The following is a 13,750-nucleotide window of genomic DNA, read 5'->3' on the forward strand; positions in this document are numbered from 1 at the left end:
CAGATCTCAGACGGCAAAGCGGTCGCTCGCCACTCTAAGCCGTGCGCAGGGCCCCGTACGAGAGACGTACGGGGCCCTGACGAGGAGTGCGATGTCACACTGCGGTCACTCTGCGGGACCTACATACCCGCGATCAGCTTCTCCACCCGGTCGTCCACCGACCGGAACGGGTCCTTGCACAGCACCGTCCGCTGCGCCTGGTCGTTGAGCTTCAGGTGCACCCAGTCGACCGTGAAGTCCCGCCGCTGCTCCTGCGCCCGGCGGATGAAGTCCCCGCGCAGCCGCGCCCGCGTCGTCTGCGGAGGCACCGACTTGCCCTCGAAGATCTTCAGGTCGTTGCAGATCCGCGCCGCCTGCCCCTTGCGCTCCAGCAGGTAGTACAGCCCGCGCCGACGGTGGATGTCGTGGTACGCGAGGTCTATCTGAGCCACCCGCGGGTTCGACATGGTCATGTTGTGCTTGGCCCGGTACCGCTCGATCAGCTGGTACTTCATGACCCAGTCGATCTCGGTCCCGATCCGGTCCAGGTCCTCCGCGTCGATCGCGTCGAGCGTGCGACCCCACAGCTCCAGCACCTGGTCCACCACACCGGTCCGGATCCCCCGGCGCTCGGCGAAGTCCACCGCCTTGTCGTAGTACTCCCGCTGGATCTCCAGCGCCGAGGCCTCCCGGCCGCTCGCCAGACGCACCTTGCGCTGACCCGTGATGTCGTGACTGACCTCACGGATCGCCCGGATCGGGTTCTCCAGGGTCAGGTCCCGCATCACCGTGCCCGCCTCGATCATGCGCAGCACCAGGTCGGTGGCCCCGACCTTGAGCAGCATGGTCGTCTCGGACATGTTCGAGTCACCCACGATGACGTGCAGCCTGCGATAGCGCTCGGCGTCCGCGTGCGGCTCGTCCCGGGTGTTGATGATCGGCCGCGAGCGGGTCGTGGCAGAGCTGACACCCTCCCAGATGTGCTCCGCCCGCTGGCTCACGCAGTAGACCGCACCCCGCGGCGTCTGCAGCACCTTGCCGGCACCACAGATCAGCTGCCGCGTGACAAGGAACGGAATGAGGATGTCCGCCAGGCGGGAGAATTCCCCGTGCCGGGCCACCAGGTAGTTCTCGTGGCAGCCGTACGAGTTGCCCGCCGAGTCGGTGTTGTTCTTGAAGAGATAGACGTCGCCCGCGATTCCCTCCTCGTGCAGGCGGCGTTCGGCGTCGACGAGCAGACCTTCGAGAATGCGCTCGCCTGCTTTGTCGTGAGTGACCAGCTCGGTCACGTTGTCGCATTCGGGAGTTGCATATTCCGGATGCGAACCCACGTCGAGGTACAGGCGGGCGCCGTTCCGCAGGAAGACATTGCTGCTGCGGCCCCATGACACAACACGGCGGAAGAGGTAGCGCGCCACTTCGTCAGGAGACAGTCGGCGCTGTCCCCTGAACGTGCACGTGACGCCGTACTCGTTCTCCAGCCCGAAAATGCGGCGGTCCATGACTGAACATTACGCCTCCCGCCCTCTTCTGAAACCGGGTTCGGGAGCGCCGTTTCGATCAGTTCCCGTCAGCACGCCGATCCACGCCCCGATCACGGCCCGATCGGCCCATCCGCCACACCCGCCGATCACGGCGCCGACGGCACCCCCGACGGCACGTCAGAAGCCGCCTGCGACACACCACCGGCCGAACCCGCCACCGCACGACTGCGCCCGCCGGCCCCCAGCGCCCGCTGAGTCACCATCAGAACCAGCAGCGCCGAACCGCCCGCCACACTCGCCACCCCGAAGCCCGCCGCCGTACCGCCCAGCTCCACCGCAGGCCCCGCCGCCGCCGTACCGATCGCCGCACCCACCCCGAAGAACGTCACCAGCCACGAGAACGCCTCCGTCACCGTGCCCACCGGAGCATGCCGGTCCACCACGATGAACGCACACGCCAGCGCGGGCGCCAGGAACACGCCCGCCAGCGCCGACAACGCCGTCATGGCCACCGGCCCCGGAACCAGCATCAGCGGCAGATAGCACACGGCCAGCAGCGCCACGATCCACCGCAGCCGCCGCTCCGGCGCACCCGCCCACTGCCGCGCCCCGTACAGCACCCCGCCCACCAGCGCGCCCAGACCCAGCGCCGCCATCAGCCAGCCGTACACCGACTGGCCCCCGTGATCGTCGGCGTACGCCACACCCGCCACCGTGATCGAACCCAGCGCCATGCCCACGAAGAAGAACGCACCCAGCAGCGCCCGCAGCCCCGGCGAACGCAGCGCGCCCAGCCAGTGCGCCTCGCGCGGCTCCGAACGCCACCTCCGCGAGGGCTCGCAGACCACCACGGACAGCGCCCCCAGAACACCGAGCGCATGGATCACCAGCAACGCCCCCGCCGGATCCCACAGCGACACGCACACCGTCACGAGCAGCGGCCCGACCGTGTACATGATCTCCTGCGCCACGGCGTCCATCGCGTACGCGGCGTGCACCCGCTCCTCCTTGCCGCCGAGCACCGAAGGCCACAGCGCCCGCAGTCCGCCCTCCAGCGGGGGCACGAAGAACCCGCCGACCACCACGGCCCCGTACGCGGCCGCCGCCGACCCGGTCCCCGCGAACGCGAGCCACGCCATACCCAGCGCCGAGAGCACCGCGGCCGGCAACTGCACCCGCGGCTGCCCGAACAGGTCCACGGCTCGGCCCAGCAGCGGCTGACCCACCGCGTTCGCCACGCCGTAGACCGCGGCGAGGGCGCCCGCAAGGCTGTAGCTGCCCCCCTCGGCCCGCGTGAACAGCACGATCGCGATCGCCGCGGTGGCATTCGGCAGCCGTCCGACGAGCGTGCCCGCCAGCAGCCTCGCTGCGTACCGGGTCCTGAGCAGCTCCGCATACCCCGCGGCCATGTCCGCCCCCTTCTGCCCGGAACCCAGCCCGGGGAATACCTCAAGTAATACGTATAACTTTCGAGGTCATACGTACCATGTCCCCAGCACGGGGGTCCAGCCGAACGACCACCCCCACCCCGCCGACCTCGTACAACAGGAGCACGGTGTGACGAGACCCACCAGCCGCGACGTGGCCGCCGCCGCCGGGGTCTCCCAGGCCACCGTCTCCCTCGTCCTCGCCGACAAATGGCCCGGCCGCGTCTCCGAACGCACCGCCACCCACGTCCGCGAAACCGCCACCCGCCTCGGCTACCGCCCCAACCTCGCCGCCCGCAACCTCCGCCTCGGCACCACCCGCACCGCCCTCCTCGTCGTCCCCGCCCTCACCAACGAGTTCTTCGCCCGCGTCTACACCGGAGCAGCCCGCGTCGCCGCCGAACACGGCTTCGGCGTCGTCCTCTACCCCTCCCCCGACGGCACCGGCCCCGCCCGCGACCCCTTCGCCTCCGCCCGCGCCGCCCTCGACGGAGTCATCGCCTCCTCCATGGCCGCCCACACCCTCGACGCCATCGGCGGCAACACCCTCCCCCTCGTCATGCTCGACAGCGACCCCACCGCCGACACCGCCGCCGCCCACGTCAACCTCGCCATGGCCGACGGCATGCGCCAGATCACCGAACACCTCCTCCCCCTCGGCCACCGCCGCTTCCTCCACCTCGCCTCCGCCGTCGACTCCTGGACCTTCGACACCCGGGCCGAAGCCCTGCGCGCCCTCCTGAGCCCCCACGCCGAGCTGCGCACCGTACGGGCCCCCCTCACCGTCGACGCCGCCCGTACGGCCATGGAGAGCGCCCTGGCGACCCCCCAGGGCCGGCCCACCGCCATCGTCTGCGACGACGACATCCTCGCCGCCGGCGCCTGCAAGGCCGCCCGCCGCCTCGGCCTGCGCATCCCCGAGGACCTCTCCGTCACCGGCTTCGACGACCTCGCCCTCGCCACCGCCGTCGAACCCGAACTCACCACCGTCCACCTCCCCGCCGAACGCGTCGGCGAACAAGGCATGACCGCCCTCCTCGCCGTCCTCGAAGGCACCGCCTGGACCGCCCCCGACATCCCCGTCCACCTCGTCGTCCGCGACTCCACGGGCCCCGCCCCGGCGCCGCAGCCGTAGCGCCCCGGACACGACGAAGCCCCGGCCCGCCGCGAACGGCGAACCGGGGCCCCACACACACTGCGGCTACTCGGCGTCGTCCTCCGGCGCCTCGTCGTTCGACACGGCATCCGCCTGCACCGCCGCCGTCACGTCCGCCTCCAGCAGCCGCGACAGCTGCCGGCCCCGGATCCGCTTGAACTTCCGCTGCTGCGACCGCGTCCGGTCCAGCACCGCGACCTCCAGCCGCTCGGCCGGAATCGCCTTGTCCGCACCGTTGGCCTGGCTGGACAGCGCCTGCACCGCCAGCTTCAGCGCCTCCGACAGCGTCATCCCGTCCTGGTGGCGCTGATCCAGGAAGGTACTGATCTGCTCGGCATTGCCACCGACCGCGACCGAACCGTGCTCGTCCACGATCGACCCGTCGTGCGGCAGCCGGTAGATCTGGTCCCCGGCGGCCGTCGTACCGACCTCCGCGACCACCAGCTCCACCTCGTACGGCTTCTCACCCGCCGACGAGAAGATCGTGCCGAGCGTCTGCGCGTACACGTTCGCCAGCCCACGGGCCGTCACATCGTCACGGTCGTAGGTGTATCCACGCAGATCCGCGTACCGCACACCACCGATCCGCAGGTTCTCGTACTCGTTGTACTTGCCGGCGGCCGCGAAGCCGATCCGGTCGTAGATCTCGCTGAACTTGTGCAGCGCACGGGACGGGTTCTCACCGACGAACACGATGCCGTCGGCGTACTGCAGCACGACCAGGCTGCGACCGCGGGCGATGCCCTTGCGGGCGTATTCGGCCCGGTCGGCCATGGCCTGCTGGGGTGACACATAGAACGGAGTCGACACCGGCTGTCCGTCCCTTTCTTCTGGGCTCCTACGGGGCGACGGATGGTCAGAGCAGGGCGGCGCGCGGGCCGTCGGGCTGCTCCAGCCTGCGGTTGGTGACCGTACGGGCGAGCTCCTGCGACTCCTCGTCGGTCAGCCTGCGGAACCCCTCGTCCGTGATCACGGTGACGATCGGGTAGATGTGGCGGTACAGGTCCGGCCCACCGGTCGCCGAGTCGTCGTCGGCGGCGTCGTAGAGCGCCTGGACGACCAGCGTGGTGGCCTGCTCCTCCGTCAGATCAGGACGGAAGAGCTTCTTCATGGAGCCCCGCGCGAAGATCGAACCGGACCCGGTGGCGGCGTAACCGTGCTCCTCGGAGCGGCCGCCGGTCACGTCGTAGGAGAAGATCCGGCCCTTCTCCTTGGCCTCGTCGTACCCCGCGAACAGCGGCACGACCGCCAGGCCCTGCATCGCCATGCCGAGATTGCTGCGGATCATGGTGGAGAGCCGGTTGGCCTTGCCCTCCAGGGACAGGGTCGTCCCCTCCACCTTCTCGAAGTGCTCCAGCTCCAGCTGGAACAGCTTGACCATCTCCACCGCCAGGCCGGCCGTACCGGCGATACCGACGGCGGAGTACTCGTCGGCCGGGAACACCTTCTCGATGTCCCGCTGCGCGATCATGTTCCCCATGGTCGCCCGCCGGTCACCGGCGAGGACGACCCCGCCGGGGAAGGTGGCGGCGACGATGGTCGTCCCGTGCGGCGCCTCGACGACACCCTCCGGCAGCTTGCGGTTGCCGGGCAGCATCTCGGGCGAGTGCGCGCCCAGGAAGTCCATGAAGGACGAGGACCCCGGCGTCAGGAAGGCTGCCGGTAGACGCCCTGTGCTACGAGTGTTGGGTTCCACAGGTTTCCTTCCACGTAAGCGGCTGCACGCCGTATGACGTCCGGCCGATCCTTGAACTGCCCCAGGGCTGCGTTACAGCTGAAGCACAGTACGCCTCGGACCTTACCCGTCTGATGATCGTGATCAACGTGCTCGGCCGGAGCCTTTTGGCAGATCACGCAGACCCCGCCTTGAGCGCCGATCATTTCGTCGCGATCAGCCTCGGTCATGCCGTACGAGCGCTCGAGATGACCCACCCGGCGTCCGACTGCTCGGCATGCCTTGCAACGCGTCGCAAGGCCATCGGGAGCTGACGTTTTCCGGTGCCACTCGGAGTGCGGCTTCTCGTCGCCGCACCCGAGGCGAAACTTGTGCCCTTCAGGAGCGCTGGGCCTATGCGACCTGCCCATGGTCTGCTCGCGCTTTCGGCGGGACTCGTCACCGCAAGCACGGCAGTGCCGTTGAAATCCGTCGAGGGTGGCTCGCTTGGAGGCGTACTCCCGATGCGGCTTCTCCTCACCGCACCAGGAGCACCGCTTCACTAGCCCCAGCACCGCCGACCCACCTTCAAATCGAAGGCAAACCCGGCCTACTGGCCACCCTTTTGAACGAAGGACCGCACGAAGTCCTCGGCATTCTCCTCGAGTACATCGTCAATCTCGTCAAGTACGGAGTCGACGTCGTCGGAGAGCTTCTCCTGGCGCTCCTTGAGGTCGGTCGATTCCTCGACCGCCGCCTCCTCGACCTCCTCGGTCGAGCGCGTCGCCTTCTGCTGTCCGCCGCCGGTGTCCTTGGTCGCCATGTCTACCTCACCCCGCTCGGTTCGCACGCTCATGTCGAGAGACCCCGGGATTCGGGATCTCTCAAGATCAGACCCTACGTCGGACCCTATAGGGAGGGTCCGACATTCGTCCCCGTACTTTCACAGTCCGGTTCTCTTCATGATTCCCGGACCGAAGGCCTTTCAGCCGCGTTCACTGCCCCGAAAGCACCCGGACCAGGTCCTCCGCCGTGCGGCAGCGGTCCAGGAGCTCCTTGACGTGGTTGCGGGTCCCCCGCAGGGGTTCCAGCGTCGGGACCCGCTGGAGCGAGTCCCGGCCGGGGAGGTCGAAGATCACCGAGTCCCAGGACGCCGCCGCCACGTCGTCCGCGTACTGCTCCAGGCAGCGGCCGCGGAAGTAGGCCCGGGTGTCCTCCGGAGGCTTGCTCTGAGCCCGCTCGACCGCCGGCTCCTCCACCAGTCGCTTCATCTTGCCGCGGGCCACCAGTCGGTTGTACAGGCCCTTCTCGGGCCGTACGTCCGAGTACTGGAGGTCCACCAGGTGCAGCCGCGCCGCGTCCCAGCCGAGGCCGTCCCGCCGCCGGTACCCCTCCAGGATCTCCTTCTTGGCGATCCAGTCGAGCTCCCCCGACAGGCTCATCGGGTCGCTCTCCAGCCGGCCCAGCACGTCCTCCCAGCGACCCAGCACATCCTTGGTCTGCTCGTCGGCGTCGGACCCGAAACGTTCGTCCACGTACTTGCGTGCCAGCTCGAAGTACTCCATCTGGAGTTGCACCGCGGTCAGCGTCCGGCCGCTGCGCAGCGTGATCAGGTGCTGCAGGTCGGGGTCGTGGGAGACCTGGTGCAGGGTGCGTACGGGCTGGTCGACGGCCAGGTCGACGCTGATGAACCCGTCTTCGATCATGGACAGGACAAGTGCGGTCGTGCCGAGTTTGAGGTAGATGGAGATCTCGGAGAGGTTGGCGTCTCCGATGATCACGTGGAGCCGGCGGTACTTCTCGGCGTCCGAGTGGGGCTCGTCGCGGGTGTTGATGATGGGCCGTTTGAGGGTGGTCTCCAGGCCTACCTCGACCTCGAAGTAGTCCGCGCGCTGGCTGATCTGGAAGCCGTGCTCGCGGCCGTCCTGGCCGATCCCGACGCGTCCGGCGCCGGTGACGACCTGGCGGGAGACGAAGAAGGGGGTCAGGTGGCGCACGATCTCCGAGAAGGGGGTTTCCCGCTTCATCAGGTAGTTCTCGTGCGTGCCGTAGGAGGCGCCCTTGTTGTCGGTGTTGTTCTTGTAGAGGTGGATCGGCTGGGCGCCGGGGAGCTGGGCGGCGCGGACGGCCGCCTCGGCCATGATCCGCTCGCCGGCCTTGTCCCAGAGGACGGCGTCGAGCGGGTTGGTGATCTCGGGCGAGCTGTACTCGGGGTGTGCGTGGTCGACGTAGAGGCGTGCGCCGTTCGTGAGGATGACGTTGGCGAGGCCGATGTCCTCGTCGGTCAGCTGGCTGTTGTCGGCGGCCTCGCGGGCGAGGTCGAAGCCGCGGGCGTCCCGCAGCGGATTCTCCTCCTCGAAGTCCCAGCGGGCGCGTCGCGCCCGGTGCATCGCCGCCGCGTAGGCGTTGACGATCTGGGACGAGGTGAGCATGGCATTGGCGTTCGGGTGCCCCGGGACGGAGATCCCGTACTCCGTCTCGATCCCCATTACTCGCCGTACGGTCATGCGGCCCTCCTTGCCCGGCGGCGCTCCCCTTTCGGGAGCGGCGCTCAAGTACCGCTGGTGCTCCGGTGCGTGTTGCTGTGCGGTGCCCGTCCCCGCACTGCGCGTCCGGCGGTACGGAAGAGCCTAGAACCACTGCGCGCTCGTGGGGAGATCATTTCCGTCATTGGATCCGCCTCGTCACCGGCTGAAAAGCGGCCGGTAAAGGGGTGGGGTAAAGCAGTCGGCTGCGGATGCCCGGGGTGGGCATCCGCAGCCGCCCCGCTTCGTCAGAGGTACTGACCGGTGTTTGCCACCGTGTCGATGGAGCGTCCGGTGTCCGCGCCTTGCTTTCCGGTGACGAGGGTGCGGATGAATACGATCCGCTCGCCCTTCTTTCCGGAGATGCGGGCCCAGTCGTCCGGGTTGGTGGTGTTGGGCAGGTCCTCGTTCTCCTTGAACTCGTCCACGCAGGCCTGGAGCAGGTGGGAGACCCGCAGGCCCTTCTGGTTGTGTTCGAGGAAGGCCTTGATCGCCATCTTCTTGGCCCGGTCTACGATGTTCTGGATCATCGCGCCGGAGTTGAAGTCCTTGAAGTAGAGGACTTCCTTGTCGCCGTTGGCGTACGTGACCTCGAGGAAGCGGTTCTCCTCGGTTTCGGCGTACATCTGCTCGACGACGGTCTGGATCATGCTGTGGACGGTGCCGTCCTTGGAGCCCTGGTGTTCGGACAGGTCGTCCGTGTGCAGGGGCAGGGAGGCCTTGAGGTACTTGGCGAAGATGTCCTTCGCGGCCTCGGCGTCCGGGCGCTCGATCTTGATCTTCACGTCGAGGCGGCCGGGGCGCAGGATGGCCGGGTCGATCATGTCCTCGCGGTTGGAGGCGCCGATGACGATGACGTTCTCCAGGCCTTCCACGCCGTCGATCTCGGCGAGCAGCTGGGGGACGATGGTGTTCTCGACGTCCGAGCTGACTCCGGATCCGCGGGTGCGGAAGAGGGATTCCATCTCGTCGAAGAAGACGATGACGGGGGTGCCCTCGCTCGCCTTCTCGCGGGCACGCTGGAAGACGAGGCGGATGTGCCGCTCGGTCTCGCCGACGTACTTGTTGAGGAGTTCGGGGCCCTTGATGTTCAGGAAGTAGGACTTTCCGGCGGGTTGGCCGGTGACCTCGGCGACCTTCTTGGCAAGGGAGTTGGCGACGGCCTTGGCGATGAGCGTCTTGCCGCAGCCGGGCGGGCCGTAGAGCAGGATGCCCTTCGGGGGCCGCAGTTCGTGTTCCTTGAAGAGGTCGGGGTAGAGGTAGGGGAGCTCGACGGCGTCGCGGATCAGCTCGATCTGGTCGCCCAGGCCGCCGATCTTGTCGTAGTCGATGTCCGGGACCTCTTCGAGGACGAGTTCTTCGACCTCGCTCTTGGGGACGACCTCGTAGACGTAGCCGGAACGGGGTTCGAGCAGGAGGGCGTCGCCGGGGCGGATGGTGATGTCCAGGAGCGGCTCGGCGAGCCTCACCACCCTTTCCTCGTCGGTGTGCCCGACGACCAGGGCGCGCTCGCCGTCCTCAAGGATCTCCTTGAGGGTGACGATGTCCCCGGCCCGCTCGAATTCCATGGCCTCGACCACGTTGAGGGCCTCGTTGAGCATGACCTCCTGGCCGCGCCGGAGGTCTTCCGGGTCGACGCTGGGGCTGACGTTCACGCGGAGCTTTCGGCCTCCGGTGAAGATGTCGACGGTGCCGTCCTCGTTCGCCTGCAAGAAGACACCGAAACCGGCCGGCGGCTGTGCGAGCCGGTCGACTTCTTCCTTGAGGGCCACGATCTGGTCCCGGGCCTCACGGAGGGTATTCGCGAGTCGTTCGTTCTGTGCGGATACGCCGGCCAGATTTGTCTGGAGCTCGACGATCCGCTCTTCGAGAATCCTCGTGTGCCGCGGAGAGTCGGCGAGCTTTCGTCGCAGGACGGCGATTTCCTGCTCGAGATAGGCAACCTGGCCGGCGGGGTCCTCGGACCCTCGCGCGGGCCGGATGCCGCGGTTGATGTCGTCGTCGTGGGCTGCCACGGTCCTCACCTCCTCCAAGGGGAGCTGGACGCTTCCTGACCCTACCTGGGCTGGTGGTGATTGAAACCCCTAGATCACAAAGACGGTAGAGGTGTGTCCGATCTTCACCCTTGCGTACTCCCTCACGCCAAGGAAATACCCACCCATCAAACTCGGGAAGCAGGCGGTTGTAAGGTCGAACTGTTCAACACCCGTCAGGGCTCGCGCGACTTGCTGCGGGTTGTGACCGGGGTGGATCACTCAGCGCAGGGAACGGCAGGAGATATGACCGTGCAGCAGGAGGCTCCGACGGGCGGCGGCGGCGAGGCCGGCGAGCCGCTCGAGGTCTGGATCGATCAGGACCTGTGCACCGGGGACGGCATCTGCGTGCAGTACGCGCCTGAGGTGTTCGAGCTGGACATCGATGGTCTGGCGTATGTGAAGAGCGCGGAGGACGAGCTGCTGCAGGAGGCGGGGGCGACCACTCCGGTTCCGCTGACGCTGCTGCAGGACGTGGTCGACTCGGCGAAGGAATGCCCGGGGGACTGTATTCACGTAAGGCGCGTTTCGGACAGGGTGGAAGTCTTCGGCCCGGACGCCGAGTGACGCTTCAAACACTCCTGGCGGCCGAGTCCGTCAGCTCCTGGCGGAATTTTCCGTCGCGCCAGCGCCACTTGGCGAGCTGTTTCGTGTCGGGGCTGTAGCGGGGTACGTCGGGCGAGGAGTAGCCGACGAGGGTCGCGGTGACGAGTCCGTCGCGCACGGTGAGCTCGGTGGCGGTCTGTCGTCTCGCGGTGTCGAGCAGGGTGGCGACGACGCGGGAGCGGGTGCGGTCGGCGGGGTCCTGGGTGAGTACGTAGATCGCGTGGGGCGGGGTGCCGGAGCCGGCGTCGCAGCGCACGGCGGCCACGGTCTCGGGGCGGCCGTCGCCGTCGAGGTCGCCCTGGGCGCTGGTGGTGACGGTCTGCGGGGCGCCCTTGCAGTCGAGGGGGTAGGTGACCGCTGCCGGGTCGGGAGCGGTGGCCTGGGGGCCCTTCGCGGGGGTGTCGGGGGCGCTCGCGGTGGTGGGGCCGGCCGGGGTGCCGGTGGCGGGCTGTACGAGTCCTGCGGCGGCTATGACGGCTGCCATGGCGGTGGCCGTGGCGAGCCAGTGGACGGGCCTGGTGCGGCTGTGCTCCAGGGTGTGCGGGAGCGGGGCCGTCTCGGCGTGGCTGTGCGGCACGCGGGGTGTCTCCTGTGCGAAGGGTGACGGGGAGCCAGCATCGTGCCACACCTGACGGGGAGCGGGAACGGCTGGGTCCGGGCCTGGTGCACGGGACAACGAAAAGGCGCTGTGGCGCAGTTCCCGGGTGGGTCGGGGGAACTGTGCCACAGCGCCTTTGTGTTGGGTCTGCGGGGCCTTTAGGCGGAGCGGTCGCTGCCGGGGCCGTCGTAGTCCTCGCCGTAGGCGCCCTTGGCGGGGCGGCGGCGGCGCATGGGGGGCTCGACGCCGTCCGCGAGGCGGCGGGCGGTGACGAGGAAGCCGGTGTGGCCGATCATCCGGTGGTCCGGGCGGACGGCGAGGCCTTCCACGTGCCAGTTGCGGATCATCGATTCCCAGGGCTGCGGCTCGGCGAAGCAGCCGATCTCGCGGATGGACTCGACGGTCTTGGACAGCTGGGTGGTGGTGGCCACGTAGCAGCAGAGGATGCCGCCGGGGACGAGGGCCTTCTTGACCGCCTCCAGGCATTCCCAGGGGGCGAGCATGTCGAGGATGACGCGGTCGACGTCGGTCTCGTCCAGGTTGTCCTGGAGGTCGCCCACGGTCAGCTTCCACGCGGGGTGGGGGCCGCCGAAGTAGCGTTCGACGTTGGCGGTGGCGATCTCGGCGAAGTCCGCGCGGCGCTCGTAGCTGTGGAGCATGCCCTGGTCGCCGATGGCGCGCAGCAGGAAGCTGCTGAGGGAGCCGGAGCCCACTCCCGCTTCCACGACGCGGGCGCCGGGGAAGATGTCGGCGAAGGCCAGGATCTGGCCCGCGTCCTTGGGGTAGACCACGGCGGCGCCGCGGGGCATGGACAGGACATAGTCGGGGAGCAGGGGGCGCAGCGCGAGGTAGGCGACGTTGCCGGTGGTGCGGACAACGCTGCCTTCGGGAGAGCCGATCAGCTCGTCGTGCGGGAAGGAACCCTTGTGGGTGTGGAAATTCTTCCCGGCTTCGAGCGTGAACGTGTAGTGGCGGCCCTTGGGGTCGGTGAGCTGTACCTGGTCCCCGACCTCGAAGGGCCCGCGTCGGCGGGCGGCACCGGTCGGTTCGGACATGTGACCAGTGTATTGGCTTCAGGACTGGGGCCGTGCCATGGCCTTCACGAAGGCCTTTTCGACGTCGAGGGTGGACAGGACGCCGTAGATGGTGCCGCCGGGTTCGAGGACGAGGTATTCGGTGGCGGGGGTGGCGCGGAGGTGGTCGAGGAGTTCTTCGCCGGTGAGGTCCGCTGAAACCTTCATGCCGTCGGTGAGGTCCTGGGCGAGGGTGCTGACGGCGACCCAGGGGCGGCGGTGTTCGGGGACGGAGGCGATGGCGGTTTCGCGGACGATGGCGGTGGGGTCGCCTTGTCCGTCGACGACGACGAGGGCGCGGGCGCCGGCTTCGTTGGCGCGGCGGAGGGCTTCGGAGAGGGGGGTGGCGTTCTCGACGGGAATGGCGCGGCGGGTGAGGGTGCGGGCGCGTAGTTCGGGGAGGTGTTCGCGCAGGCGGGCCATGCGCAGGCTGTTGCCGGCGCCGGTCCAGATGATGCCGGCGAGGATGGCGGCGAGGAGCGCGTCCATGACGGTGTTCATGCCGCCGATTTCCTGGGTGCGGTTGCCGAGGACTCCGGTGTGGGTGAGCAGGGGGAGGCCGAGGAGGACGGCGATCGCGAGGCCGCGGCCGACCCAGGCGGCGGCGATGGTGCCGGTCATGGGTTTGCCGGTGATGCCCCAGATGACGGCGCGGAGCATGCGGCCGCCGTCGAGGGGGAGGCCGGGGAGGAGGTTGAAGGCCGCGACGAGGAGGTTGGAGATCGTCAGGCCGGCGAGGAGAACGCCGGGGACGGTGGCCGGGTCGACGGCCTTCATGCCGAGGTAGAAGGCTCCTGTGAGGAGGAGGGAGAGCAGGGGGCCGACGAAGGCGAGGACGAATTCGCGGCCGGGTGTCTCGGATTCCTTTTCGATCTCGGAGACTCCGCCGAAGAACTGGAGCTGGATGCGGCGTACGGGGAGCTTGAAGCGCAGGGCTGCGACGGTGTGTGCGAGTTCGTGGACCAGGACGGAGGCGTAGAAGGCGACGGCGAAGAAGAGGGAGACGAGGTAGCGGACGGGTCCGAGGTCGGGCAGGACGCGGTCCAGCTGGTCGCCGAAGACCCAGGTGATGAGGGCGGCGACGAGGAACCAGCTGGGTGAGACGTAGACGGGTACGCCGAAGGGGCGGCCCATGAGGAGTCCGCCGCCCGGTCCGGAGCGGCCGCCTGAGCGCTCGCCGGTTTCGTCGGTGTCTGCCACGGCTGTCCTTCGTTC

Annotated in this window: 14 protein-coding genes; 3 read left to right on the forward strand and 11 right to left on the reverse strand. The window is 68.6% G+C overall.

Going from position 1 to position 13,750, the window contains the following annotated elements:
- Positions 1 to 119 precede the first annotated feature (119 nt).
- Entirely contained in the window at positions 120 to 1,481 is a 1,362-nt protein-coding gene (gene pafA, locus DEJ51_RS06300; protein WP_030016332.1) for a Pup--protein ligase, read from the reverse strand.
- Between the two features lie 128 nt (positions 1,482 to 1,609).
- Positions 1,610 to 2,872 carry an MFS transporter gene (locus DEJ51_RS06305; protein ID WP_150256693.1) on the reverse strand — a complete coding sequence of 421 codons (1,263 nt, stop codon included), beginning with the start codon at positions 2,870 to 2,872 and terminating at the stop codon, positions 1,610 to 1,612.
- 148 nt (positions 2,873 to 3,020) lie between these two features.
- Here DEJ51_RS06305 and DEJ51_RS06310 point away from each other — a divergent pair, with 148 nt between their 5' ends.
- The gene (locus tag DEJ51_RS06310; RefSeq protein WP_223835687.1) at positions 3,021 to 4,025 is read left to right on the forward strand and encodes a LacI family DNA-binding transcriptional regulator; all 1,005 of its coding nucleotides are present in this window, start codon (positions 3,021 to 3,023) and stop codon (positions 4,023 to 4,025) included.
- A gap of 66 nt (positions 4,026 to 4,091) precedes the next feature.
- Here DEJ51_RS06310 and prcA read toward each other — a convergent pair whose 3' ends face one another.
- The 3 genes from prcA to DEJ51_RS35705 are packed head-to-tail and all read right to left on the reverse strand — an operon-like array spanning position 4,092 to position 5,927.
- Positions 4,092 to 4,856, reverse strand: coding sequence for a proteasome subunit alpha (gene prcA, locus DEJ51_RS06315; RefSeq protein ID WP_150256695.1), 765 nt, complete (start codon positions 4,854 to 4,856; stop codon positions 4,092 to 4,094).
- A gap of 46 nt (positions 4,857 to 4,902) precedes the next feature.
- Positions 4,903 to 5,742, reverse strand: a complete 840-nt coding sequence (gene prcB, locus DEJ51_RS06320; RefSeq protein WP_150256696.1) for a proteasome subunit beta — start codon at positions 5,740 to 5,742, stop codon at positions 4,903 to 4,905.
- Positions 5,694 to 5,927 (reverse strand): endonuclease VII domain-containing protein, encoded by a 234-nt coding sequence (locus tag DEJ51_RS35705; protein WP_317852444.1) that lies wholly within the window; start codon positions 5,925 to 5,927, stop codon positions 5,694 to 5,696. The genes prcB and DEJ51_RS35705 overlap by 49 nt, the downstream gene beginning before the upstream one ends.
- On the opposite strand from DEJ51_RS35705, the gene DEJ51_RS35710 reads away from it, so the two are divergent.
- Entirely contained in the window at positions 5,856 to 6,035 is a 180-nt protein-coding gene (locus DEJ51_RS35710) for a hypothetical protein (protein WP_317852453.1), read from the forward strand. The two genes, DEJ51_RS35705 and DEJ51_RS35710, sit on opposite strands and share 72 nt — an antisense overlap.
- A 275-nt stretch (positions 6,036 to 6,310) precedes the next feature.
- On the opposite strand, the gene DEJ51_RS06330 is transcribed toward DEJ51_RS35710, so the two are convergent.
- The 3 genes from DEJ51_RS06330 to arc form a co-directional block, all read right to left on the reverse strand.
- Positions 6,311 to 6,523: a ubiquitin-like protein Pup gene (locus DEJ51_RS06330; protein ID WP_030016348.1), complete on the reverse strand. Its 213-nt coding sequence runs from the start codon at positions 6,521 to 6,523 to the stop codon at positions 6,311 to 6,313.
- 172 nt (positions 6,524 to 6,695) lie between these two features.
- Positions 6,696 to 8,207 carry a depupylase/deamidase Dop gene (dop, locus tag DEJ51_RS06335; protein WP_150256698.1) on the reverse strand — a complete coding sequence of 504 codons (1,512 nt, stop codon included), beginning with the start codon at positions 8,205 to 8,207 and terminating at the stop codon, positions 6,696 to 6,698.
- A 266-nt stretch (positions 8,208 to 8,473) separates the two neighbouring features.
- Positions 8,474 to 10,240, reverse strand: coding sequence for a proteasome ATPase (gene arc / locus DEJ51_RS06340; protein WP_030389611.1), 1,767 nt, complete (start codon positions 10,238 to 10,240; stop codon positions 8,474 to 8,476).
- Positions 10,241 to 10,504: 264 nt separating this feature from the next.
- Between arc and DEJ51_RS06345 the strand changes: the two genes are divergently transcribed.
- Entirely contained in the window at positions 10,505 to 10,825 is a 321-nt protein-coding gene (locus DEJ51_RS06345) for a ferredoxin (RefSeq protein WP_150256699.1), read from the forward strand.
- A 4-nt stretch (positions 10,826 to 10,829) separates the two neighbouring features.
- Here the strand turns inward: DEJ51_RS06345 and DEJ51_RS06350 are convergent, their stop codons facing one another.
- From DEJ51_RS06350 to DEJ51_RS06360, 3 genes are all read right to left on the reverse strand, one after another.
- Positions 10,830 to 11,441: a hypothetical protein gene (locus DEJ51_RS06350; RefSeq protein ID WP_150256700.1), complete on the reverse strand. Its 612-nt coding sequence runs from the start codon at positions 11,439 to 11,441 to the stop codon at positions 10,830 to 10,832.
- 179 nt (positions 11,442 to 11,620) lie between these two features.
- Positions 11,621 to 12,517, reverse strand: a complete 897-nt coding sequence (locus DEJ51_RS06355; protein WP_033226525.1) for a tRNA (adenine-N1)-methyltransferase — start codon at positions 12,515 to 12,517, stop codon at positions 11,621 to 11,623.
- An 18-nt stretch (positions 12,518 to 12,535) separates the two neighbouring features.
- Complete coding sequence (locus DEJ51_RS06360; RefSeq protein ID WP_150261722.1) at positions 12,536 to 13,669, reverse strand: site-2 protease family protein; 1,134 nt, start codon at positions 13,667 to 13,669, stop codon at positions 12,536 to 12,538.
- Positions 13,670 to 13,750 lie beyond the last annotated feature (81 nt).

The organism is Streptomyces venezuelae (assembly GCF_008642275.1).
Classification (GTDB): Bacteria; Actinomycetota; Actinomycetes; order Streptomycetales; family Streptomycetaceae; genus Streptomyces; species Streptomyces venezuelae_E.

Bases quoted from the DNA above. Each gene is read 5' to 3' on its own strand.
- DEJ51_RS06345 (WP_150256699.1), top strand. From the start codon at position 10,505: ATGACCGTGCAGCAGGAGGCTCCGACGGGCGGCGGCGGCGAGGCCGGC.
- DEJ51_RS06330 (WP_030016348.1), bottom strand. From the start codon at position 6,523: ATGGCGACCAAGGACACCGGCGGCGGACAGCAGAAGGCGACGCGCTCG.
- DEJ51_RS35705 (WP_317852444.1), bottom strand. From the start codon at position 5,927: ATGATCGGCGCTCAAGGCGGGGTCTGCGTGATCTGCCAAAAGGCTCCG.
- DEJ51_RS06360 (WP_150261722.1), bottom strand. From the start codon at position 13,669: ATGGGCCGCCCCTTCGGCGTACCCGTCTACGTCTCACCCAGCTGGTTC.
- pafA (WP_030016332.1), bottom strand. From the start codon at position 1,481: ATGGACCGCCGCATTTTCGGGCTGGAGAACGAGTACGGCGTCACGTGC.
- DEJ51_RS06355 (WP_033226525.1), bottom strand. From the start codon at position 12,517: ATGTCCGAACCGACCGGTGCCGCCCGCCGACGCGGGCCCTTCGAGGTC.
- DEJ51_RS35710 (WP_317852453.1), top strand. From the start codon at position 5,856: ATGATCGTGATCAACGTGCTCGGCCGGAGCCTTTTGGCAGATCACGCA.
- dop (WP_150256698.1), bottom strand. From the start codon at position 8,207: ATGACCGTACGGCGAGTAATGGGGATCGAGACGGAGTACGGGATCTCC.
- DEJ51_RS06305 (WP_150256693.1), bottom strand. From the start codon at position 2,872: ATGGCCGCGGGGTATGCGGAGCTGCTCAGGACCCGGTACGCAGCGAGG.